Here is a 22,866-nt window from a genome sequence, read left to right as displayed (position 1 = left end):
CCCCAAGACATTTCAGCCGCCAAAATGAGCTGGGGTCTGACCCCTGTACCAGAATTATGAGAGAATCATCTTATACATTCATTGATCTGACGCAGGAAGCCAAGCCTCATGGACTACAGTTCAATTCTCCCGGATGTTCTAAAAATTGCCGACGCTGCCGGGGAAAAAGTCCTCAGCATTTACATGACGGACTTCAAGGTGGACTACAAGGCCGATGAGTCGCCCATTACCGCAGCAGACATCGCGAGCCATGACGTGATAGTGCAAGGCCTGCGCAACCTCAGCCATGATATTCCGGTGCTGTCGGAAGAGGATGCAGATATCCCCTGGAGCGAGCGCAAACACTGGCATCGGTTCTGGCTGATTGACCCCATTGACGGTACCAAGGATTTCACCCAGCGCACCGGCGAATTTACCGTCAACATCGCGCTGATCGAGAACGGCGAGCCGGTCCTGGGCGTGGTCACTGCACCGGCGCTCAAGGAAGCCTACTGGGGCCTGAAAGGTGAGGGCGCCTATAAGCGCGATCGCACTGGCCGGGTCCATCGCATAAGTGTGGCGGCTCCCGGTGAAGCCAAACGCGTCGTAGCCAGCAAGAACCACCTGAACGACGAAACCAGAGCGTTTATCGACAAGCTGGGTGAGCATAAGCTGGTTCAGGCCGGCAGCTCCCTCAAATTCTGCAAAATCGCCGAAGGCCGTGCGGACATCTACCCCCGGCTGGGGCCAACCTGCGAGTGGGATACCGGCGCGGCTCATGCTGTATTGTCAGCCGCAGGCGGCAAGGTGGAGACCATGGATGGCGGGCCCCTCAAGTATGGCAAGGAAGATGTGCTGAACCCGCATTTTGTTGCAGCGGGCAACTGGTACAAATGACCTGGTACGCCCTCCAACACAAACCCGCCCAGGGCAATCGCGCCCTGGCGCACCTGCAAAATCAGGGTATTGCCTGCTTCTACCCGAAAATCCCGGTGGAAAAAATCAGGGCTGGGAAACGCACCAAAAAGCTGGAACCACTGTTTCCCGGCTACCTGTTCGTCAACCTCGAACAAACCGATCCCATGTGGGCCAAGCTGCGGTCTACGCGGGGTGTAATACGGATAGTCAGCTTCGCCAACAAGCCCGCCGTCATATCAGATGATGTCATCCAGCACATCAAAGACAGCCTGGACACAGTCGCAGAGCAGGGCGGTATCAAGCCTGGCCAGACAGTAGAGCTGGACGACGGCCCCTTCAAAGGCCTCAGCGCCATCTTCCAGGCCTACGACGGCGAAGAGCGCGCCATCGTCCTCATCAGCTTCATGCAAAAACAGCAAACGGTAAAAGTCCCTCTCTCGACTCTCGCCCCCCGCACCCGTAGGTCGGATTAGGCCACCGGCCGTAATCCGACAAACCAAAATCACCCACTTAGTATTAGTACTTAAGCTGGCACCCAAGATTCGCTCCAACCTCTATACATAAAATACAGGTTTACAAATTTTTACACCGTTAATTGACCTGAAACCGGCATGTCAGTCACCAGCTCTCTTGCGTGTCTTGAGGGATGCCGTAGAATCGTCACCCTTCTGACGCACGCTCAAACAAAGTCTGACGTGGATTAATGCAGTGAACGAAAGTGCCAGAGTGTTCGTTCTAATCTTGATCCCATAAAAATCAGGTAAGCCTTTGACCTTAGAAACACTGGGCGCTGGTCGGTGGGGCGGTAGCGTGTTGAACTGAATGCCTTTTCAGGCACATTCAAGCTTAGGACGGTTAAATGAAAACACTCTGTGTTTTTGGCACCAGGCCAGAGGCCATCAAAATGGCGCCAGTGGTGAAAGCGCTTGGCAATGATCAGCGGTTTACGTCGCGCGTGTGCGTAACGGGCCAGCACCGGGAAATGCTGGATCAGGTCCTTGAGCTTTTCGAAATCACGCCCGATTATGATCTGAACATCATGAAGCCCGGCCAGGATCTGACCGATGTAACCTGCGGTATTTTGCAGGGCCTCCGTGACGTGCTTATAGAGGAAAAACCGGACATCATTCTTGTACACGGCGACACAGCAACAACACTGGCAACCTCATTGGCTGCCTACTACCAGCAGATCCCGGTTGGCCATGTAGAGGCAGGTTTGCGAACTGGTAATCTTTATTCGCCCTGGCCAGAGGAGGCCAATCGTAAGCTGACGGGTGGGCTAGCCGCTATGCATTTTGCGCCAACAGAAACGTCGAAGGCGAATCTGTTGGCAGAGAACGTTGCCGGGAACCAAATCATTGTAACGGGCAATACGGTGATAGACGCCTTGCTGGACGTGGTTGGAAAAATGGATCGCGACCAGAGCCTTCAGGAGTCCCTGGCCTCCCGTTTCCCGTTCCTGCGGGAAGGCGCGAAACTGGTCCTGATTACCGGACACCGCCGTGAGAGCTTTGGTGGTGGTTTTGAGCGCATTTGCGAGGCCATTTCACGTGTCGCCACAGCAAATCCCGATGTTGATCTGCTTTACCCCGTCCATCTCAACCCGAATGTACAAGAGCCGGTCCGTCGTTTGCTGGACGACCTTGAAAATGTTCACCTGATTGAGCCTACGGATTATCTGCCCTTTGTCTACCTGATGAATCGCGCCTCGGTGATTCTGACCGATTCTGGCGGCATCCAGGAAGAGGCTCCATCCCTTGGTAAGCCGGTACTGGTCATGCGGGAAACCACCGAACGCCCGGAAGCGGTCGATGCAGGCACCGTAAAACTGGTGGGCACGCAAGTGGATACCATTGTTAATCAGCTCACCACCTTACTGACGGATGATGCGGCCTACAAAACCATGAGCTTCGCCCACAATCCCTACGGAGATGGCAAGGCCTGCAGCCGCATTCTCGATGCACTGGAAACTTTCAATACAAACTGAACGACAAATCGCTGGACTGAAAGCCCTTATGGAATTCAACACCATTTCTATGATCGGCCTGGGTTACATTGGCCTGCCAACTGCCGCCGTTATCGCCTCCCGCCGCAAAACGGTCGTCGGTGTCGACATCAACCAACACGCCGTGGACACCATCAACCGGGGTGATATCCATATTGTTGAGCCGGAGCTGGACATCATCGTGCACTCTGCGGTCAAGGAAGGGTACCTGCGGGCAACGACAACTCCCGAGCCAGCGGATGCCTTCCTGATTGCCGTGCCAACGCCGTTCAAGGCTGAGAATGGCAATGATCACGTACCGGACCTGACCTACATAGAATCCGCGAGCAAAGCCGTCGCCCCGGTGCTGGAAAAGGGCAACCTGGTGATCCTCGAGTCTACCTCGCCGGTCGGCGCTACCGAGCAGATGGCCAAATGGCTGGCCGAAGCCCGGCCGGACCTGACTTTCCCCCAGACTCACGGTGAAGACTCCGATATCCGCATCGCCCACTGCCCGGAGCGGGTGTTGCCAGGGCACGTGGTGCGGGAACTGGTGGAAAATGACCGGGTAATCGGTGGCATGACCCCCAGGTGTTCAGAGGTAGCGGCATCGCTTTATCGTATTTTTGTGGATGGGGAATGCATCACCACCACCGCCCGTACCGCCGAAATGGCCAAGCTGACGGAAAACAGCTTCCGCGATGTAAACATCGCCTTTGCCAATGAGCTGTCCATTATCTGCGACAAGATCGATATCAGCGTGTGGGAACTGATACGCCTTGCCAACCGCCATCCCCGCGTAAACATCCTGCAGCCGGGCCCCGGCGTCGGCGGCCACTGTATTGCTGTGGACCCCTGGTTTATCGTCAGCGAAACACCAGACGAGGCAAGGCTGATCCGCACCGCGCGGGAAGTAAATGATGGTAAGCCGGAGTGGGTGTTGGAGAAAGTTCAGCAAGCGGTGGGTCAGTTTCTGACCGCCAATCCGGATAAAACTGCGAGAGACGTGACCATTGCGTGCTTCGGCCTGGCGTTCAAGCCGGATATTGATGACTTGCGGGAGAGCCCCGCGCTGAAGATCGTTGAACAACTGGCCAGTTATCACCCCGGGCGGTTGGTCGTCGTTGAGCCCAATATTGAAACCCTGCCACCGAGCCTTCATGGCAAAGGCGACTTGCTGGACATGTCTGCTGCGTTTGAACAGGCGGATGTACTGCTTATGTTAGTGGATCATAAACAGTTCAAGGCAATGCCTGTGGGTCGTACTGCAGGTAAGAGGCTGGTCGATACCCGCGGCATTTGGTGATTCACTGTCTCTGATTAAGACAATATATTCTGGTTTAAATAGATTAATTCGTTAAATTGCATAAAATGGGCTTTATTATGGGTGTCCTTGATAAAGATAAGTCGGGCTTTGACGTTGCTGGCTACTGGGAACAGCGATATAAATCTGGCCGCAATAGTGGCTCGGGCTCCTATGGCCGTTTGGCGAAATTCAAAGCTGACTACATTAATGGACTAATTGATAGGTTCTCAATAAAAAATGTAGTAGAGCTGGGTTGTGGTGACGGCAACCAGCTATCAATAATAGACTATCCGAGCTATGTCGGTCTAGATATTAGTAAAACTATCGTAGATGCATGTAATGAAAAATTTGAAAAAGACAAGTCTAAAGAATTTTTCTTATACAATCCTGAAAGTTACGATGTTGATTGTTTCAGGCGTGAATTGGCAATTTCATTAGACGTGATTTATCATTTGTCTAATGATGAAATTTATTTTACTTACTTAAAGCATCTTTTCCACTCCGCAAGCCGGTTTGTAGTTGTATATAGTAATTCGCAATCTTTGTATCGCGGTGGGGTAAATGAGGATGCTCAATATATTCGCTTTAGGAATTTTAATAAAGATGTCGAGCAACTTTTTCCTGACTGGAAGCTGATTGAGGTAGAGCCAAATTTTTATCCGTTTAACCCGTCACTTCGCGAAGAAACATCAATAGCCGATTTCTATGTCTACGCTTTAGAGTTGAGTGAGCAGGAGCAAGTTAGCTGGAAAGAAAGTGATGAGTTATACGTCTCGATACAAAAGTTGCTGAATAAGGCTAGCGTCTCAGATGAGCAAAACCAACTGATTTTAGATACTTGCAAAGACAATCGTGCGGTGTCCGAAAAAAGCGCAAGTCAAATTTTTGCGAAGATTGACGAAATAGAAAAAAAGCAGATCGACAGCTGCTTCAATAAATATGAAATTCTGCTAAAACGCTTTTTTACTTTAGAGGATCAACTGCAACGAGAGCATGAAAGCAAACAGCGATTAAACCAAGAACTTCAAGAAAAATCCTCAGAAATCGATAGTTTTGTCCGTACCCACGACAGGAAAATCAAAGACTTAGTCAAAAGCCATGCTTCTGAAATTCACGCTCTCACTCGTAATCATGAAACGAAAATCGGGAGTCTCGAGTCTGACTTACGGACACTTAAAAGAGAATTAACTCAGATACGGCACTCTGTTCGCTACCAAGTTGGCTATCATATTGTCAGGGCAAGAAAATCCTGGCATGGTGCTTTAGCACTGCCTATCGCCTTGCTAAAGATTGTAAAGCGTAGGATGGCAGAGAGAAAAACAAGATCAACTGGTGCAAATGTAGACACAAAAAAAGCTAAGACCAAGCTGTCGGCTCAAACGCCTCAGGAATCAACCAACATTCATGATCAATTTTTCGATTTTGTAGCGAGGCACCCAGAGAGTCGAATCCTGAAATCGCGGGCGATAATTTACGGTGATGTGAGTCCTAACGTTTTGGATGGTTCATCCATTTGGCTTACATCTATTGCAAATATCATTTCCTCGGATCGTCCGACCACCCTGCTTCTTAAAGATAATATAGCTAACCAAAAAGTTGTGTCAAACTTAGCTGAAAATGATAATTTAATTGTCGTTGAGCCAAAAGACTTAGGTTTTAACGCGCCGCTAACGCCTGAGCAGGCAACACTTGCCTTGTCACTGATGTACTCACACTGCCCTAGGGTGACAGCAGTAATCACCAGAGGAGTTGATGTCGGGTATGAGGTCCAAAAGCGAAAAGAATTTTCAGGCGCCTTCTATCCTTACATAACGGATTTCTATGAGATAACTGAAGGCGGTTTTTCGTTGGTGGAATCGAAAGTCACGAAGCTGAAGGAGGTTGCATTAAACGCAAAGGCCATTTTGTTTCAGACTGATGAGATTCACAGGAAAATCGAAGAAACAGTAGGATACAAAGTTGACGGTTGTAAATTGCCACCGACGATACCAGACGAGATTGGACAGTATTTCCTGCCAACTACGGATGACAAGAGAATCCATGTCGGGTATGCCGGAAAGATTCAGCCAAACTGGGGTGTCGAAGAACTCATAGATGAAGTCGGCAAGCTTGTTTCTTTAGGCTATGACATTAAGCTTCATATAGCAACTGGCAAAATCCACGAAAGCAAGAAAGGTAGCTCCGGGTTTGTTGAAAGAGTAAAAGGACTCTTGGACCAAGAGTTTGTCCAACTGTATCAAGATCTACCTAGGAACGAGGCTCTAGCTCTCGTGTCTAAGATGGATCTGGTTTGGTGTTATAGAGATCCGAATTTGGAGGATTCCACTCTTGAGCTGTCTACCAAGTTGGTGGAAACCGCATCACTTGGTAAACCGTGTGTAGCCTATGCCTCAGAAATCAACAAGAATTTTTTGGGACCGGATTACCCGTTCTTAATCAGAAGCTTGGGTGAGGTCTCCGGTATTATTGCCAGCCTCCGCCAACCAAAAGAAACGGTTAAGAAAGAGTTGGAGGTCTTGTCAAACTACGTGATAGAGAATTACTCTTTCTCAGCGTTAAGGAGCACTGTCAGCGAAAAGCTTGACGAGGATACTAGTGAGGTGTTCTTTGGAAAGAGAATTGCGATTTCTGGCCATGATCTCAAGTTCATCTACCCTTACATTACACACCTTCGGCGACAGGGCGCAGATGTTGGAATAGATCCGTGGGATTGGGGATCAAATGTCAGTCCGGATGTTACTCAACATTACGCTTCTTGGGCAGACTACATTTTCTGCGAGTGGGGGCTGGCTAACGCAGTCTGGCATAGCAAAAACAAAAAAGAAGGCAAGAAGCTCTTTGTCAGGATTCATGCTCAGGAGGTCAGAAAGAAAGCAGAAAAATTTGGGCATGCGATAGATGCTTATCAGGTAGATAGTTTTGTTTTTGTTTCGTCTTTAATCCGTGAGCAAGCATTTGAGTTATTTGACTGGCCTAAATCAAAAACCATCATTATACCTAATGGCGTAAAAAAGAACCGCTTCTTTAAAGCCGGAGGTAAAATAGGACCATTTCTTGGTATTGTGGGCATTGTTCCAACGACTAAGCGCCTAGATCGTGCTTTGGACCTTTTAGAAGTACTCAATGAGCGTGGCTGGGGGGCGAAATTGTATTGTAAAGGCCAGCGGCCTGAAGAGCTTCCCTTTATGCAGGCCCCAGGTAGGCGGCAAGAGCTAACCTACTATGAAGAACTTTATAAAAAAATTGCGAATAACCCGCACCTTAAAGGTCACGTAATTTTTGATGGCTGGGGAAATGACGTGGAGCAATGGTATAAAAAGGTAGACTTTATCCTATCTCCCAGTGACAACGAATCATTCCATTATGCTTTGGCTGATGGAGCGATGGCTGGATGCATACCGTTGATGTGGCCTTGGAAGGGAGCCGTAGAGACCTATACTAGTGAGTGGGTTGTTAAGGACAATGAAGAGGCAGTAAACAGAGTTGAGTTCTTCCTGAATGCCAGTCAACATGCTATTGAGGATTTTAGGCTTTCTTCAAAAAAACTTGTGTCTGATAAGTTTTACGAAAATGATATATTCAGGTTGCTAGATAATAATTTCCTGGGGTTAAAACATGAAGAGAAGTGACATAAGTGAAAATAACATAAAAAAGATGAAACGGTGGGGTGACTATCAAAATAATACTAATGTTTCACTGGTTAATAACTATATTTACTTCGCTATTGACAAAGTTGCGAATAGTACAATAAAGCAGTATCTCTTTGATAAGGAATATGCGCCTGTCAATAAAGCCGTTCTGAGCTTGTATGATCCAAGATGTTCGCCTCTCTTGTCTCCATATCAACTTCCTTATACGCCAAGCGAGCTACTTATCGAAAGTGATTTTTACAAATTTGCCTTTGTTAGAAATCCCTATTCGCGAATTTTATCTTGTTATTTGGACCGAATTTTAACTCATACTAGTAGGCCCTCCCGAGATTTTAGAAAGTCTCTGAAAAAAGATGCTTTTGATTTTAAGGATTTTGTAAGTGTGATTTGTCATCAGAGTTCAAATGAACAAAATAGCCATTGGAGAGTTCAAGCTGATGATATTCTATTTGATCTGGTTGATTTTGACTTTATTGGGAAATTTGAAAATCTATCAGAAGATTTGATGCACATCAATTCAGCGATCTTTGGCACGATGCTCGATAAAAAGGTGCTTGACGGGAATTTTTCACCCAAGAAAACATCAGCCAATGAAAAAATAGAGGAGTATTATACGCAAGAACTCTTGGATATGATTTATTATGCTTATAGAAAGGATTTTGAGTATTTCGGATATGAAAAGATAGTTTTATGATACCTTTGAATTCTTATGCTAAAAAAGAGCTTAAAGGTCGACTAACGGAAATGGGTTTTGATGCCTATATCCGAGAGAGTTGCTTGTCGGTTTTTTCAAGTAATGGCAACTCCTTCTACTATGTATTTATGCCTATCCATTCTTATCCTTACGTTTATGGTTTAGAGTTAAATTCGGAGTATGGAGAGATATATAATCCTTTTTTTTACCCTTCGTTACTGGAGAACGCATTAATATGTCTTTATGTCGGGTTGACTGCTGATTACCATATTACGGTATCCCTATCTGAAACTCTTAATATAAGTCTGATCAGTGAGCACGGAAGGACGTTTCTTCATTCCAGTTCCGGACAAAAGATGGCTTTAAACAGTAGTGAAAGGCTGGTTTTAGGCATAAGAAAATTCGGTGGCAGTTATTATTGTAAAGTGAACGACTCTACTGCTATGGAGTTAAGGGAAATATTAGACCTTCAAGCTGAATGTGTATCTGTTAGAGCCGAGTCTGGTATATGCCATGTTGCACAAGTTCAGGCTTTAAATGTTGATGATTCTGATTTTCAACTTAGAACATTTACTCCGTCCCCTGACAATAGGAAAATTAGCAAAGTCGAGTCATCTTCCCCCCATTGGGTACTTGTGTGGGAAAAACAGTCAAAATTCTACTACGATATTCTCATTGGCCTTCTTTATTCTAAGATTTTGTTCGGTGAAGATTTGAGCGAAGAAGGAGAACAATTATGCACTTTAGTTGATATGCTTTTATGTAATTGGCCCTATTGGCGGCCATCGAGCGGTCTGACTCCCGGGTCTTCTGATTGGGATAGAAATAACTGGTCAAATGGTTACTTGCCAGGTGCCTTGGCAGTTTCCTCGTATTTGTTAAATATTGTTGATCGGGAAAAGAAAAAGATGGTTAGTGAAAAGGGCGGGCAGTGGTTAAGTGAAAGTTTTTCTACAGAAGATAAGCCCTTAGCAACCTTCTTTCCAGGGGTTAAACACTGGTTAAATAGATCTACGAATCATGGTATATCCATATATGCCTCCTACTTAGTAGGAGCGCTTGTCTTAGGTGACTCGCACCAAAACTGGCCGGCATCGTCTGCCGCTGCGTTTTCTGCCTTGTCTGAAATTCTAGAGACTTCCTTGGTTGGTAGGGTTTATTTAGAGGGCCTCAGCTACCTACAGTTCAATGTATCAAATTTAATACCCCTTTATTTTTTGATTAATTCATTTGAAACCTCATTAGATCCAGATGTTTTGGTGGCCTCTTTTGAATCTGCGAAACAGAATATTTATTGGTCTTCGGCATCAAATGGCAGGCCCTTAGCGACGTTTGGAGATTCTAAGCCCCTTTACTTTAAACCCATTTTGTTGTTTTTAAATTCTTTTTCCAGCTTTGCTTGTTTAGATCTACCACTTGAGGCATCAACAAGAAGGTCTTTCGCTTCCTTTCAGCATTATCCTGTTTGTTTGTTGTCATTTAATGATAACAGAGGTTTGATAAACTCTTTTGGTGAAATAAAGCCCTCTAACTTAAAAGAAATGTTTTGTGATAAATCTTGGATGGCGGCATTGAAGTCAGAAAGTCAGGCTATCTCTATCTGGATTCTGGGGTCCAAGGCGCATATGACGCATAATAAAGATCAGGATTGTGGTTCTTTTTTTGTTGAAAAGGATGGGAAGACCGTTGTTGCTGAAGGGCGCGGTCGCGGCGCTATAGACCATAACACATGGGTGAGTTCGTCTTTGGATCTAAGGAATGATATCTTTCAGGAAAAATTTAAATCTAACGGAGTTCCCGCTGATAAGCGAATTGTAAATGGAAAAATAGTACGATCAGGAGACCTTAGTGAGATTCTTGTTTACTCAGTGTTGGTTCCACCTAGCAAGGAAGGCCACGGGTTAAGGCATGCAGGTGGGGTGAGGAAATTTGTTATTGCTGTAGATAAACCTTCATTTGAGTTAGATAAGGTTTTCATTTTTGATCGTATTAAGTTTGGAAATGAGGATGATGAGCTGTTCTCAGTTTTACATTTTCCCACTGGTGAAGTTGTCCACGAAAGCGATCAACCTCAATATAATGAACACGTTCGTGTAAACAATAATGTTTCTTTGGTGCTAAAGGGCGGGTGGACTGAGATTGATGTCAGATCCGAACCGGGACTCGAAAAGTCGTTTTCTATAGCTCAAAATTCAGTTTTTAAAAATGATGAATATTTTTTTTACTCCAAGGAGATTGGATTTAAAGAGAATTCGAAATTTAGTCATTTTTTTGCTGATCAAACCTGTTTGTTCGTTGTATGCAGTGAGGGTAAAATAGTTGGTGAGTTTTGACGCTGATAGGTATAGCGTAGACTAGGTGTGCAGCCGCCATTTTTGAACCAATGGTGAGTGCATACAACTATGCAGCGATTTAACGATAGATAATTGCTTATAACATGGAGATATCCCCCGTGTTGGGGATCGTCACCAAGATCAACCTCAAGAGGGTGATCGTGTTAGCCGAAGAAGGCACCAAACAATACAAGGTCTCGCCAGATTTATTCAGGCCTCTCCCGTGACGTGAAATCGGTCAACTATGTCCTGGAACGAACGCTACTTTTTCTTGGTCCACTTGTGTATCCGCGACTGTATCTTTTTAAATAAAAATACTCAGTCGTGGGCAGTTACACAATTTGTGTTTACATGCTCTGGCTCAATGTTTTAACTCGCAAAAGTCAACCCCACGGATTCTCAAGATTTAATTTTTTTTACTATTGTCTTCGAATAGAACCTTTCTTCATGGCTTATATTCTTAACGTTTTACGCTGGTACCTGTCGCTCGGCGCTAAGTTCTATCGTGTTGTCCCCTTAATGACGTCAGCCATCGTTGTTTTGACGATCGTTGCGCAGATTGCATCGTTACTGTCCTTTTTCCTTCCCCTGAAGATCATTATTCTTCTGGGCTCAGATGGAATGCCGCGATATTTTCCGGCGGCTTTTTCGCAACTTGACCGCGACCTGCTAATTGCCTGGCTGAGTGGCACCACCTTTGGTTTCTTCCTGCTGAGCCTTCTGGCGGAAAAGCTCATTGCCAAGGCCACAGAGGTGGCCGCAGGCGAGTTGCTGGGCAAAAGCCAGAAGATGGTGTTGTTTGAAAATCAGGAAGACGTGGCGGCTAAGGCCTATCAACGTTATTCCAGTGCGCTGGCAGCTGGTGTTTTCATCCCCCTGGCGCTGTTTGCGTTAGGTTGGTTCTATCCATCCATGGCTGGGCTGATTGCCGGTTACTCGGTTTTTGTTTTCGTGGTTTTCATGGCCTCGTATCGCCTCAGCGAGAGGTTCAGAGAGTACCTGGATCAGAAACTGACTTCTGCCCTTGGGCTGGCCGCCAAACTGGGATTCTTTTTGGTTTTCGCGTACCTGGTGATGGAGTTTATTTTCTTTTCTCCACCGGGTTTTATCATCGCTATTATCTCGATACTGGCGAGCCGCCAGATATTTGGCCGCGCAACGGCCCTGGTTTCAGGGCTGCATGGGCTTGCCCAGCAACGGCCGAGACTGGATGGGCTGTTTTTCCACGGCAAGGTGCTGGTGAGCCAGCAGCTGAATCCGGGAAAGAAGAATCTGTGGGCGCTGCTGCAGCCGGAAACCCGCGCAGGCTGGCTTATGCGGGTGTTGGAAGAAGCCGGTGTGCAGCCGGTGGGCACTGGGCAGCTTCAGGTGCAATGGCTGGATAGCAGCAAACCGAACATGCCCCATTTGTTGGTGTATGGCGCTGACATGCCCGACCAGCGGTTGCTGATAAAAGTTTTCGACGTCAATCGCAAATCGCCAGCTCAGCATGAGGCCATGCTGGCGACAGAGGGGCTGGAAGGCGTACCCATACCTTCGCTGATTTTGGTGACGGAAGTTGACCGGTTTGCCTGCCACGTTTATCGCCTGCCACCGGGCCAATTACTGAAGGTTCCGCAGGCAAAGCGCAAGCTCCCAGCTCTGGAGAAGCGTTTTGTAACGATTCACCTGCCCCCCCGGCTTGTGAATCGTTACCTGCGATCCCGCCCGCTGCTGGTCGACCGGCTTTCTGCTGAAGTGCTGGAACGGCTCTATGTCGCCTGCTCCAGCAGGCAGGACACCTTGCATGTCGCGGAACTGATTAATCGGCTGGCCGAACTTCATTTACACCTGAAGGCTCTTCCGTTGGTTCTGATGAACCCCAATATGGTGAGGTCCGTCTGGCAGGCGGACGCAGATCAGTCCCTGTTAGCACTGAACTGGGATAAATGGTCGCTGGACCCTCTGGGCGCAGGGTGGCCCTTGCCTGGAAAGCCGTTCGCACGGCTGGTTGAGCATCTAGCTGGAGAGCCAGACCGCCGTCTCAACACGGCAGATTCCCGCAAAGTGCGGTTGTCTGCATTGGCTTATGGCCTGGAAGATTTCAATAACCGGCAGCTGTTTAATGACGCGCTGGATGTACTGCCGGAAATTCTCGACATGCTGAACGCGTTGCAGGACAACGCCATTGAGGAGTGACTCTTGGCACGTATAGCCATGCTGGTATGGAATGAGTTTGTGAACGACGCCCGCGTGTTGAAAGAGGCGCAGACCCTGGCAGAAGCGGGCCACCAGGTGGTTGTCCATGCCTTGCACACTCCTGGTAAAACGCTGGAGTCTGAAGAGCTGGAACCCGGTGTCCGGGTTGAAAGAGTGGTGCGTAGCCCCTTCTGGAGCTTTCGCAAGGGCGGCGTACAGGCGAGTGCATCCGGGGCGCCCGCGCAGCCGGTAGCTTCGCCGCCGAGTACTGGCCACCAGTTATTTCGCCTGTCGACCCGTTCCATCACCCATCTGAGATTGTGGTGGCGCCTGGTCCGCTCCCGGGCGGGTGTTATTCATGCCCATGATGTGAATACTCTGCCGACAGCCTGGTTGGCATCAAAGTGGCTCGGTATACCCCTGGTCTACGACGCCCATGAGATCAGTACCGACCGTGAAGGCTACAAGGCGTTTCGCAAGTGGGTGGGCTGGATCGAGAAAACGATCATGCCCAAGGTTGCCGCCTCGATTACCACAACGGATTTGCGGGCAAAGTTCTTTGCCCGGGCCTATCATGTCCCTCGCCCTCTGGTGCTGCAGAACCGACCGCGTCGGGTGCCTTTGCTGGAAAGTAACCGGTTACGTGAGCACCTTCAGCTGAAGGAACCCTGGCCGTTGGTGGTTTACCAGGGGGGATTGCAGCGGGGGCGGGGGCTTGACCGGCTGGTGGAGGCGGCTGCCCGTTTGCGGGGTGCCTATGTTGTATTTGTCGGTGGTGGCAACATCGAGGGGCAGCTCAGGGGTAGGGTCCGGGAATACGGCCTGGAGCAACGGGTGTTTTTTATTCCCACGGTGTCGCTCGATGAGCTTCCACACTATACGGCGTCAGCCGACATTGGTGTCCAACCCATCGAGAACACCTGCCTGAATCATTTCACGACGGATTCCAACAAACTGTTCGAGTATGTGGCGGTGGGGTTGCCGGTAGTGGCTTCGGCGTTACCGGAGATTGCCAGGGTGGTGAAAGGCCATGACCTGGGAATCCTGACACCAGCCGGCGATGTGGAAGCCCTGGCCGAGGCGCTGCAGCGTCTGGTTGACGATCCGGAACTACGGGCCCGGTATTCAGCGAGCGCCAGGCGCGCGGCTGCTAAACTCAACTGGGAGGCACAGGAAAGTGCCCTCGTCGATCTTTACAGGCGTATCCTGTCGCCTGACTGATAAACTGACTGTTTACCGGCCAAACCGCGCATTAACCCCTAAACTTTCTCACTTTGTTTGCGGTACCTTTGAAAATACTCTTACTAAGCTATTACTTTCCACCTGATCTCAGTGCCGGTGCCTTCAGGGCTCGGGCCTTGGCGGAGGCTTTGGTCCGGCAAGGTGGTGGTAACGTTCAGTTGGATGTCCTGACCACCGAACCGAATCGCTATCGCAGCCATAAACCGGTTGCGGTGGAAAAACCGGAAATAGGTTACCGCGTTGTTCGCGTAGGGCTTCCGCGCCAGCGTTGGGGACTTCTCGGGCAGGTGCGGTCCTTCGGTTCGTTTGCCCGTGCGGCTTTCACGCAGGCGCCCGAGGACCACTACGATATTGTAGTCGCAACCTCTTCCCGCCTAATGACAGCGGCGGTGGGTGCCCGGTTGGCCAAACGCAAGGGCGCTGTGTATTACCTGGATATACGGGATATATTCCTCGATACTATAAGACATGTGTTTAACCCGGCGGTGGTGATGCCGCTGAAAGGTTTATTATCGCGTATTGAGCGCTACGCCGTTCGCCGTGCGAACCGAGTTAATCTGGTGTCGCCTGGTTTTCTGCCGTATTTTCAGAAGATAGATGCTAAAAAGTCCTATCGTCTGTTCACTAATGGCATTGACGAAGATTTTGAATTGGAAGCCTTTGTTGGCAAATCTCCTGCCACGGGTAAGGTTCATATTGTGTATGCCGGGAACATAGGGCACGGTCAGGGATTGGACCATATTCTCCCGCCGCTGGCTCTTCAGTTGGAAGGGCGGGCGTCGTTCACTGTCATCGGTGATGGGGCCACTCGGGCTGTGCTGGTTAACAGGTGTCGCGAAGTGGGGGCGGACGTAACTTTTGTCAATCCTGTCCCCAGAGATCAGTTGCTTGGTTACTACAAGCAGGCTGATGTGCTTTTTCTCCATCTCAACGATTTACCTGCCTTTCTGAAGGTGCTTCCATCCAAACTGTTTGAATATGCCGCTACAGGCAAGCCGATATTGGCGGGCGTTGATGGCTATAGCAGAGGTTTTCTGGCTGAGCAGGTTGAGGGTGTTGGCATTTTCCGGCCTTGCGATGTCACTGCTGCCATTGAGGCCTTTGATCGGCTTGAACTCGTCTATTACCCCCGCAAAGTTTTTTTGGAGCGTTATGCTCGCCGGCGGATTATGGATGATATGGCGCGCGACGTGTTGGAAATTGGGTGATATTTAGCCGGAGGAGCTGCAGTCAAACCATGTCGAAGCAGTTCAGAGAGAAGGAAGAAGAACGTTGGCTGAAAACATTGTCTGGCCCGATCATAAAATTACTTGTGTGGAGCGCTCCGCTCACGAAAAGCTGAAACCCCACCTGCTATGATCCAGCTGCCCAAATGGCTGCAAGCCCGGCTTGATCGGCTGGGTAGCGACCACAAACAGCTTGCCCGAGGCTTACTGCTGGTAGGATTTTTCGTTCTCGTCGGGAAGTTTGCCGGCGCCGCGAAAGAGATGGCTGTGGCCTGGCGCTATGGCGTCAGCGAAACGGTCGATGCCTACCTTTTTGTGTTCAATCTTGTGCAGTGGCCTATTGCCATTGTTGCCGGGGTAATCGGCGCTGTGCTGGTGCCCCTTGCGGCCCGTTTACGCCAGGAGGCACCACAGGATACACCAGGCTTTCGCAGTGAGTTACTGGGCGGTACGTTGTTGGTTGGCCTGTGTCTTGGCATTGGCGCGTGGTTGTTCCTGCCCTGGCTAGTGCAGCAGCCCTGGGTGGGTCTTAATCCTGGCCAGGCCGATCTGGCAGGACAGATGGCAACCTGGCTTGCATGGGTTTTGCCGTTGGCTATTATTGCAAGGCTTTTGGCGGCCTGGACCATGGCAGCGAATCGTCATCTTAATACCTTGCTGGAGGGCGCCCCTGCGCTGGCGATTCTGGTGGCTGTTCTGCTGATGGGCGGCACCGAACCTTTGATCTGGGGCACTCTGGCTGGTTTTGCGATACAGGTTTTACTGCTGTTCCTGCCGCTGGCATTGCGGGGAGAGGCAGAGGCGCCTGTCTTTGTTTTTCGATCGCGCCACTGGCGCCCGTTTTTTGCGGGCTTTGGGCTGATGCTGGTTGGTCAGGGGCTGATGAGCCTGGTGGACATTATTGATCAGTTTTTTGCGGCCCGCCTGGGTACGGGGGCGCTCTCCACCCTTGGCTATTCTACCCGCGTGCTGAGTCTGATTCTTGGCCTTGGCACCATCGCTATTGGCCGCGCGGCTCTGCCTGTTCTTTCCCGTACCCATGCTGAAGGCCGTGCAGGCATTGAACGCACGGCTATTCAGTGGGCCGGGTTGTTGTTCGGCATCGGTATCCTGATAATGACAATCGGTTTCTGGCTTTCCCCGGTTATTGTCGAGCTTCTTTTTGAACGTGGCCGCTTTACCGGTGACGATACCGAGCGGGTAATGGGTCTGCTCAGATACGCTGTGCTTCAGGTGCCTTTCTATTTTGCGTCCATCATTCTGTCCTATGCGTTGTTAAGCCAGCAGCGCTACAGGGAGATAATGATGCTGGCAACCGTCAGCGTCGTAGTGAAGCTTGTACTTGCTTCGGTGCTGGTGCCTTTTCTGGGTCTTGCAGGTTTACTGCTTGCCACTGCGGGCGTGTATTTTGTCTCGGGCATGTTGATGGTTTGGGTACTTAGGCGCCAATGAGGAAAGGAAAATACAAGTAATGAGCAGGCTTACCGAAACATCCTACTGGGGCGCCACCTACACTGCCCCGTTCCGCATTGCGGCCGGTGGAGGTTACCGGCTACAAAAATCTCAGCGCTGCGCAGGCCCTTGAGGGTAAGCGCTCAAGCAGCGTTTCACGCCCGCGAGTTCGTCCTGGCTGAATCGGGTCAAGGGCTGGTTTGGCCAGCTGGAGCGACGAGCGTTTTGTCGGGTATTTTCGCCAGCGTTGGTGAATTGAAGTCTGCTATTAAAAAGTACATCAAGGTTTACAACGAGAAACTGGCGAAGCCATTTCGATGGCATAAAAGCGCCGAATCCATTATGACCTCGATGGCATGAGTAAAGCTGAGCAGATTGATAATAAATTAGCGAATTAACCAAAGGGCACGCTAGTAAAAATATCATTGCGATGAAAATTCGGTTTAAATAGCAAATATGCAAAACTTTGTTTAAGGAATTGCTATATGAGTCGCCATAGCGAAGAAATTAATTCTGGAAAGCGCTTTTCCTTTGGAAAGAATTGGCAGAATTTTATCAAGGAAATCAATGAAAAAAATATTAGTGAGGCTGAAAAGTCACTTAAGGTAATGCTTAATTTGGAAACTCTATCCGGCAAGAGCTTTTTGGATGCTGGCTCTGGAAGTGGTTTGTTTAGCCTTGCGGCTCGCCGTTTAGGCGCAAAGGTACATTCGTTTGATTATGATCCCCACTCTGTCGCATGCACAAACGAATTGAAATGCCGATATTTTCCGGGTGACGACAAATGGAGAATCGAAGAAGCTTCAGTTCTTGATGTAAACTATTTATTAAATTTAGGTGAATTTGACGTCGTCTATAGCTGGGGAGTTCTGCACCATACTGGAGCAATGTGGAGGGCTTTAGAAAATATCGAGCCATTAGTAAAAATTAATGGAAAACTATTTATTGCTATTTATAATGACCAAGGATCATGGAGCAGGCGCTGGCGGATTCTGAAAATTATTTATAACCGACTTCCTGGGCCATTTAAACCTGTATACGCTGGACTGATCATGGCACCGAGGGAAATGAAATTTTTCATGCTACATATGTTGAAGGGGCGACCGCATACGTATATTAATAATATTATTAATTACTCTCAAACGAGCTTTCGCGGCATGAGCATGTGGCATGACCTTGTTGATTGGATTGGCGGCTATCCGTTCGAGGTGGCGAAGCCGGAGGCTATATTCTCGTTTTATCATGGAAAGGGGTTTGAACTAGAAAGGCTTAAAACAAATGCCGGGAGCTTGGGCTGCAACGAGTATGTGTTTTCCAAACGCGGTATTCGATAACGTCGTACCAAGGAAAAACTTAAAGGTAACTATTCAGCTCACTTTGTCTCGAAAAGTGCTTGACAGAGTTTTCCGTCAGTTCCGAGAATCCCAGTCGCGGCCCGGAGCATTGCGGTAAATGCACATTCAAAGCGTCTGTCACTCCGCCAGAACCATTTTAAGCCGGAAGACACTGCCAGCGTTGTCTGTCAAGGTAGTTGGCACCTGATTCATTTATCTCTAATGAGCCACACATTGCCCTGCCTGCTTTTGTCTCGGTTCTGGTGCAGCTTCTCGGCCTTGCTGGCTTGCTGCTTGCAACGGCCGGAGTGTATTTTGTGACCGGCATAGTGATGATCTGGGTACTCAGGTACTGAGGCATTGTGCTTGCGGGGAACATCAGCCCCTGAACATCGGGATGAAGGAGAAATACGGGTAATGAGCAGGCTTACCGAAACATCCTACTGGGACGCAACTTATACGGCCCGTCCGTCTTTGCAGCCTATTGAGGTCACCGGCTACAGAAATCTCAGCGCTGAAAAAAACCTTGAGGTAATGGAGTCTGTTGGTATTGAGAACAAACGGGTTCTTGAGGTTGGAGGGGGTGGCTCAGCCTGGCTCGCCTTTTTTGCTTCACACTACCCGGACTCGGAATTTACGGCGCTCGATTATTCTGATGAGGGGTGCGCCCTGGTGCGGGATTATGCCAATGAGCGGGGGCTGCTGAACCTTCACACCGTTTGTGCGGACATGTTTGATCCGGAGGCTGCCGTGGGCCAATTTGACCTGGTTTATAGCCACGGCGTAGTGGAGCACTTTACGGACTTGGCTGCGACTCTGGCGCCGATGAAAAACTTTCTGGCCCATGACGGTCGCCTAGTAACGTTTATACCCAATATGTCGGGAATCCTTGGCGCGCTGACCCGAAAATTCAATCGGGCAGTCTATGAGATCCACGTTCCCCATGACCGGGAGTCATTTGTAAAGGGTCATAAGGACGCTGGGCTTGAAATACTGGAATGTGGTTATCTGGATTCCACCAACTTTGGGGTGCTTTCCAGCTGTTTTGAACATCAGTCCGGAATAAAATGGCAGTTCTACAAGCAACTGGCGCGGCTCTCCAAAATCCTGTGGGCATTTGAGTCACGCGTTTTCCGGCTACCAACTTCCCGGTTGTTTTCGCCCTATATTTACGCTATTGCAAAGAAACCCTGATGCGCCTCGTTATTCTTGTTCACTCCCTGTCCTCGGGCGGTGCAGAGCGAGTGACTTCCGCCCTGGCTAACTATTGGGCCAGACAGGGGTGGTCCATAACGATAGTGACTATTGCGGGGCAAGAGCAGGACTTCTATTCCCTTGATGCGGGTGTCCAGCGTGTCGCTATGGGGCTTGATCATCCCAGCGCCAGCGTCTGGCATGCCCTGCTCCATAATTTTCGTCGTGTGCGGGATTTGCGGGCATTGATCAGGCGGGAGCAGCCGGATGTTGTTCTGGGGATGATGAGCACGGCCAGTATTCTGGTTGCTCTGGCAGCCCGAAAAACAGGTGTGCCGGTCATAGGTTCGGAGCGCGTTCACCCCCCGGCGCTGCCACTTGGGAGAGTATGGGAGCGCATGCGGAGGTTTGCCTATCCCCGGCTCCAGGCGGTTGTTGCCCAGACTGAGCAGAGTGCCCAATGGATCCGTGACCATGCCGGTGCCCGGAATGTTCAGGTAATTCCGAACCCGGTCATTTACCCGCTGGAATCCCAGGAACCTCGGGTGACCCCGCCCAGGGCAGAGCGTTCCCTGCTTGCGGTGGGTCGTCTTGCTCCCCAGAAAGGTTATGAGCGTCTGCTTGCCGCTTTTTCAGAACTTGCTCCTGACTTTCCTGAATGGCAGCTGCACATAGTGGGAGATGGCGTGTGCCGTAATGAGCTCGAAGAGCGTGTTTTGTCTTTTGGCCTCACAGATCGTATCAGACTTCCTGGTGCTGTTGGCAATGTAGCGGACTGGTACCGGTCGGCTGACCTCTTTGTGATGACCTCCCGTTTTGAAGGCTTTCCCAATACTCTCGCAGAAGCGCTTTCCTATGGACTCCCTGCGGTGAGCGTCGATTGCGATACGGGGCCCAGGGATATCATCCGCCACGAGGTGGATGGGATTCTGGTGCCCCGGGATGATCACAGGGCACTGGTTGATGCTCTGGCTTGCCTGATGGCGGATGAAGGCCTTCGCAAACAGTATGGCCAGCGGGCAACGGAAGCCGCCCAACGTTTTGCGCCGGAACGGGTTGCTGACATGTGGGAGAATCTTTTCAGGCAAGTGGCAGCCAATGGCTCAAAGTAAAAAAATCCTTTTCCTTGTCAGTTCCATGCAGGGCGGAGGCGCCGAGCGCGTTGCGGCCCTGCTTTGCAATTACTGGGCGGAAGCGGGCCACGATATTGTGCTTATGCCGACTTTTTCCGGCCGTGGAGAGTGCCTCTATCCGCTGGATGAAAAAGTGCGCCTGGAGTATCTGGCGGACCGCGTGGGGAGCACGTCAAAAGCCCGCTGGAATGGCTTCCGAAGGCTTCTGGCCTTGCGTCACGTAATGCAGGAGTTCCGGCCCGATGCAGTGGTGTCCTTCCTTACCCACGTGAACGTTGCCGCCCTGATTGCTGCAACTGGTCTGCCTTTTCCGGTTGTGGTATCCGAGCGCACCAACCCTGCACTGTTCCAGCTCAGCCGATTCTGGGCTCTCGGAAGGCGTCTGTTATATCGCCGGGCCAGGAGCGTAGTGGTTCAGACCAGCCTGGTTCGAGAGTGGGTTGAGGCGAATTGTCCGGGCGCCCGTATCGATGTGATTCCGAATCCGGTGGTTTTTCCCTTGCCAGCAGGTGAGCCGCGCATCTCTCCGGCAACGGCAGTTGGAGGTGACCACTCGGTACTGCTGGCTGTCGGTCGCCTTGGGCCCGAAAAGGGTTTCGACAGTCTGCTGGACGCGTTTCAAGGGGCAGCGGCGGAAAACCCGGGCTGGAATCTGGTTATTCTCGGAGAAGGACCTGAGCGGGCTGCCCTCGAGCAACAGGTCATCGATCTTGGGCTGTCTGGCCGGGCTCACCTGCCGGGAAGAGTGGGCAATCTGGGCGACTGGTATGATCGCGCCGATCTTTATGCGCTGAGTTCCCATTTTGAGGGCTTTCCCAACACCCTGGTTGAAGCCATGGCCTATGGGGTCCCCCCGGTCAGCATGGATTGCGCGACCGGGCCGGTGGATATCATCACTCCAGGAAAGGATGGCCTGCTTGTGGCGCCCGAAACTGGTACCCCCGGCCTTGAAAAAGCACTGTCAACACTGATGGGCGATCCGGTCTTGCGGAAGTCTCTGGCTACTGAGGCCATCGATGTTCGGGAACGTTTTGCGATTGAAAGGGTGGCCCGGCAATGGAGTGGGGTAATAGGGCTGGAAGTGGAATGAGCATTCTGCATGTCATAACCGGCCTGGGAACAGGCGGTGCAGAACGGGCACTTTTTTCGACCCTGGAAGGGGGTCTTTCCCGGAGCATACCCTGCCATGTCCTGTCCCTGACGGATAAGGGGACCTATGGCGACCGTATTGAGGCGCTTGGTGTACCAGTGCATGCACTTCATATGAAACGGGGGCTGCCGACCGCAGCGGTGATATCCGGACTGAGAAGGGTCATTCGCGAGGTGAGGCCGGATATCCTCCAGGGATGGATGTATCATGGTAATCTCGCTGCCTCACTGGGCCGATTCATGGCTCCTGGTTTTCCGTCCCTTGCCTGGAATGTTCGCCACAGTCTTTATGGCATGGACGGTGAAAAGACCATGACCCGTTATGTAATTCGGGCCGGTGCCCTGCTTTCCGGTCGCCCTGATGTCATCCTCTACAACAGTGAGACGTCCCGCAGGCAGCATGAAGCGTTCGGCTTTTCGGCAAAGCGGGGGCTGGTAATTCCCAACGGTTTTGATCTGAACAGGCTGTCACCATCGCCAGAACGCGGCATTGCCATTCGGAAGGAACTGGAGATTCCCCTGGATGCAATCGTTATTGGCCATGTAGGACGCTTGCACCCGCTGAAGGATCACCCCCGGTTTCTGCGGGCGGCGGTGAGGCTGATTCAGGAGGAGTCACAGGACATTCATGTTGTCATGAGCGGGCTCGGCGTCGGTTATGACACCGCCAGCCTTGCGTCGACGATACCCGCCGGATTGATCGCGAGGTTTCACCTGCTGGGCGAACGCCGGGATGTTCCGGACCTGATGTGCGCTATGAATGTATTCTGCCAGAGCTCATGGTCCGAGGCGTTTCCCAATGTTCTGGGGGAGGCCATGGCTGCAGGCGTGCCCTGTGTGGCAACAGATGTAGGAGATAGTGGCCCTGTCGTCGGGGACACCGGGGTTGTTGTTCCTCCGTCTGACGATGAGGCCCTGTTTTGTGGGCTTCGGCAGCTTCTGGGAAAGTCTGTATTGGAGCGCCAGATGCTGGGTGAAGCGGCAAGATCAAGGGTGGCTGCCTGTTACGGGAGGGAGGCGGTGGTAGCCGGGTATGTCAAACTTTATAAAGAGCTGGCGGGGCGGAAGCCTCATTCAGCTTCCGGGGCTTAGGA

Annotated in this window: 16 protein-coding genes; all 16 read left to right on the top strand. The window is 50.4% G+C overall.

Annotated elements, in window-relative coordinates; all coding sequences use genetic code 11:
* The first annotated feature begins 108 nt into the window (after positions 1-108).
* Positions 109-876 carry a 3'(2'),5'-bisphosphate nucleotidase CysQ gene (cysQ, locus tag DIT72_RS16535; RefSeq protein WP_135956352.1) on the top strand — a complete coding sequence of 256 codons (768 nt, stop codon included), beginning with the start codon at positions 109-111 and terminating at the stop codon, positions 874-876.
* Positions 873-1,370: a transcription/translation regulatory transformer protein RfaH gene (gene rfaH, locus DIT72_RS16530; protein WP_135956351.1), complete on the top strand. Its 498-nt coding sequence runs from the start codon at positions 873-875 to the stop codon at positions 1,368-1,370. The genes cysQ and rfaH overlap by 4 nt, the downstream gene beginning before the upstream one ends.
* Before the next feature lie 386 nt (positions 1,371-1,756).
* Positions 1,757-2,884 carry a non-hydrolyzing UDP-N-acetylglucosamine 2-epimerase gene (wecB, locus tag DIT72_RS16525; RefSeq protein ID WP_135956350.1) on the top strand — a complete coding sequence of 376 codons (1,128 nt, stop codon included), beginning with the start codon at positions 1,757-1,759 and terminating at the stop codon, positions 2,882-2,884.
* A gap of 28 nt (positions 2,885-2,912) precedes the next feature.
* Positions 2,913-4,187, top strand: a complete 1,275-nt coding sequence (gene wecC / locus DIT72_RS16520) for a UDP-N-acetyl-D-mannosamine dehydrogenase (protein ID WP_135956349.1) — start codon at positions 2,913-2,915, stop codon at positions 4,185-4,187.
* A 77-nt stretch (positions 4,188-4,264) separates the two neighbouring features.
* Positions 4,265-7,816 carry a hypothetical protein gene (locus DIT72_RS16515; RefSeq protein WP_135956348.1) on the top strand — a complete coding sequence of 1,184 codons (3,552 nt, stop codon included), beginning with the start codon at positions 4,265-4,267 and terminating at the stop codon, positions 7,814-7,816.
* On the top strand, positions 7,803-8,531 hold the full coding sequence (locus DIT72_RS16510) for a sulfotransferase family protein (RefSeq protein ID WP_135956347.1): 729 nt from the start codon (positions 7,803-7,805) through the stop codon (positions 8,529-8,531). Before DIT72_RS16515 ends, DIT72_RS16510 begins: the two co-directional genes overlap by 14 nt.
* A complete protein-coding gene (locus DIT72_RS16505; RefSeq protein ID WP_135956346.1) occupies positions 8,528-10,864 on the top strand; it encodes a hypothetical protein in 2,337 nt (778 codons plus the stop codon). The genes DIT72_RS16510 and DIT72_RS16505 overlap by 4 nt, the downstream gene beginning before the upstream one ends.
* A 447-nt stretch (positions 10,865-11,311) precedes the next feature.
* Positions 11,312-13,042 carry a hypothetical protein gene (locus DIT72_RS16500; RefSeq protein WP_135956345.1) on the top strand — a complete coding sequence of 577 codons (1,731 nt, stop codon included), beginning with the start codon at positions 11,312-11,314 and terminating at the stop codon, positions 13,040-13,042.
* 3 nt (positions 13,043-13,045) lie between these two features.
* Positions 13,046-14,263, top strand: a complete 1,218-nt coding sequence (locus DIT72_RS16495) for a glycosyltransferase family 4 protein (protein WP_168355080.1) — start codon at positions 13,046-13,048, stop codon at positions 14,261-14,263.
* Positions 14,264-14,400: 137 nt separating this feature from the next.
* On the top strand, positions 14,401-15,492 hold the full coding sequence (locus DIT72_RS16490) for a glycosyltransferase family 4 protein (RefSeq protein ID WP_206081118.1): 1,092 nt from the start codon (positions 14,401-14,403) through the stop codon (positions 15,490-15,492).
* Between the two features lie 147 nt (positions 15,493-15,639).
* Positions 15,640-16,962: a murein biosynthesis integral membrane protein MurJ gene (gene murJ, locus DIT72_RS16485; RefSeq protein ID WP_135956343.1), complete on the top strand. Its 1,323-nt coding sequence runs from the start codon at positions 15,640-15,642 to the stop codon at positions 16,960-16,962.
* 485 nt (positions 16,963-17,447) lie between these two features.
* The gene (locus tag DIT72_RS16480) at positions 17,448-18,296 is read left to right on the top strand and encodes a class I SAM-dependent methyltransferase (RefSeq protein WP_135956342.1); all 849 of its coding nucleotides are present in this window, start codon (positions 17,448-17,450) and stop codon (positions 18,294-18,296) included.
* Between the two features lie 417 nt (positions 18,297-18,713).
* Positions 18,714-19,490: a class I SAM-dependent methyltransferase gene (locus DIT72_RS16475; protein ID WP_135956341.1), complete on the top strand. Its 777-nt coding sequence runs from the start codon at positions 18,714-18,716 to the stop codon at positions 19,488-19,490.
* Positions 19,490-20,602 carry a glycosyltransferase family 4 protein gene (locus tag DIT72_RS16470; RefSeq protein ID WP_206081117.1) on the top strand — a complete coding sequence of 371 codons (1,113 nt, stop codon included), beginning with the start codon at positions 19,490-19,492 and terminating at the stop codon, positions 20,600-20,602. Before DIT72_RS16475 ends, DIT72_RS16470 begins: the two co-directional genes overlap by 1 nt.
* On the top strand, positions 20,589-21,713 hold the full coding sequence (locus DIT72_RS16465) for a glycosyltransferase family 4 protein (protein ID WP_168355079.1): 1,125 nt from the start codon (positions 20,589-20,591) through the stop codon (positions 21,711-21,713). Before DIT72_RS16470 ends, DIT72_RS16465 begins: the two co-directional genes overlap by 14 nt.
* Complete coding sequence (locus DIT72_RS16460) at positions 21,710-22,864, top strand: glycosyltransferase (protein WP_206081116.1); 1,155 nt, start codon at positions 21,710-21,712, stop codon at positions 22,862-22,864. The genes DIT72_RS16465 and DIT72_RS16460 overlap by 4 nt, the downstream gene beginning before the upstream one ends.
* Positions 22,865-22,866: the final 2 nt, after the last annotated feature.

Origin of the sequence: Marinobacter orientalis (assembly GCF_004792665.1) — a bacterium.
GTDB lineage: Bacteria > Pseudomonadota > Gammaproteobacteria > Pseudomonadales > Oleiphilaceae > Marinobacter > Marinobacter orientalis.
The sequence above is the reverse complement of the archived record's forward strand: the minus strand, read 5'-3'. Positions and strand labels throughout refer to the sequence as shown.

Coding starts and splice junctions, on each gene's coding strand:
- DIT72_RS16510 (WP_135956347.1), top strand. CDS start 7,803: ATGAAGAGAAGTGACATAAGTGAAAATAACATAAAAAAGATGAAACGG.
- DIT72_RS16465 (WP_168355079.1), top strand. CDS start 20,589: ATGGCTCAAAGTAAAAAAATCCTTTTCCTTGTCAGTTCCATGCAGGGC.
- murJ (WP_135956343.1), top strand. CDS start 15,640: ATGATCCAGCTGCCCAAATGGCTGCAAGCCCGGCTTGATCGGCTGGGT.
- DIT72_RS16505 (WP_135956346.1), top strand. CDS start 8,528: ATGATACCTTTGAATTCTTATGCTAAAAAAGAGCTTAAAGGTCGACTA.
- cysQ (WP_135956352.1), top strand. CDS start 109: ATGGACTACAGTTCAATTCTCCCGGATGTTCTAAAAATTGCCGACGCT.
- DIT72_RS16475 (WP_135956341.1), top strand. CDS start 18,714: ATGAGCAGGCTTACCGAAACATCCTACTGGGACGCAACTTATACGGCC.
- wecC (WP_135956349.1), top strand. CDS start 2,913: ATGGAATTCAACACCATTTCTATGATCGGCCTGGGTTACATTGGCCTG.
- DIT72_RS16480 (WP_135956342.1), top strand. CDS start 17,448: ATGAGTCGCCATAGCGAAGAAATTAATTCTGGAAAGCGCTTTTCCTTT.
- DIT72_RS16500 (WP_135956345.1), top strand. CDS start 11,312: ATGGCTTATATTCTTAACGTTTTACGCTGGTACCTGTCGCTCGGCGCT.
- DIT72_RS16460 (WP_206081116.1), top strand. CDS start 21,710: ATGAGCATTCTGCATGTCATAACCGGCCTGGGAACAGGCGGTGCAGAA.
- DIT72_RS16470 (WP_206081117.1), top strand. CDS start 19,490: ATGCGCCTCGTTATTCTTGTTCACTCCCTGTCCTCGGGCGGTGCAGAG.
- DIT72_RS16515 (WP_135956348.1), top strand. CDS start 4,265: ATGGGTGTCCTTGATAAAGATAAGTCGGGCTTTGACGTTGCTGGCTAC.
- wecB (WP_135956350.1), top strand. CDS start 1,757: ATGAAAACACTCTGTGTTTTTGGCACCAGGCCAGAGGCCATCAAAATG.
- rfaH (WP_135956351.1), top strand. CDS start 873: ATGACCTGGTACGCCCTCCAACACAAACCCGCCCAGGGCAATCGCGCC.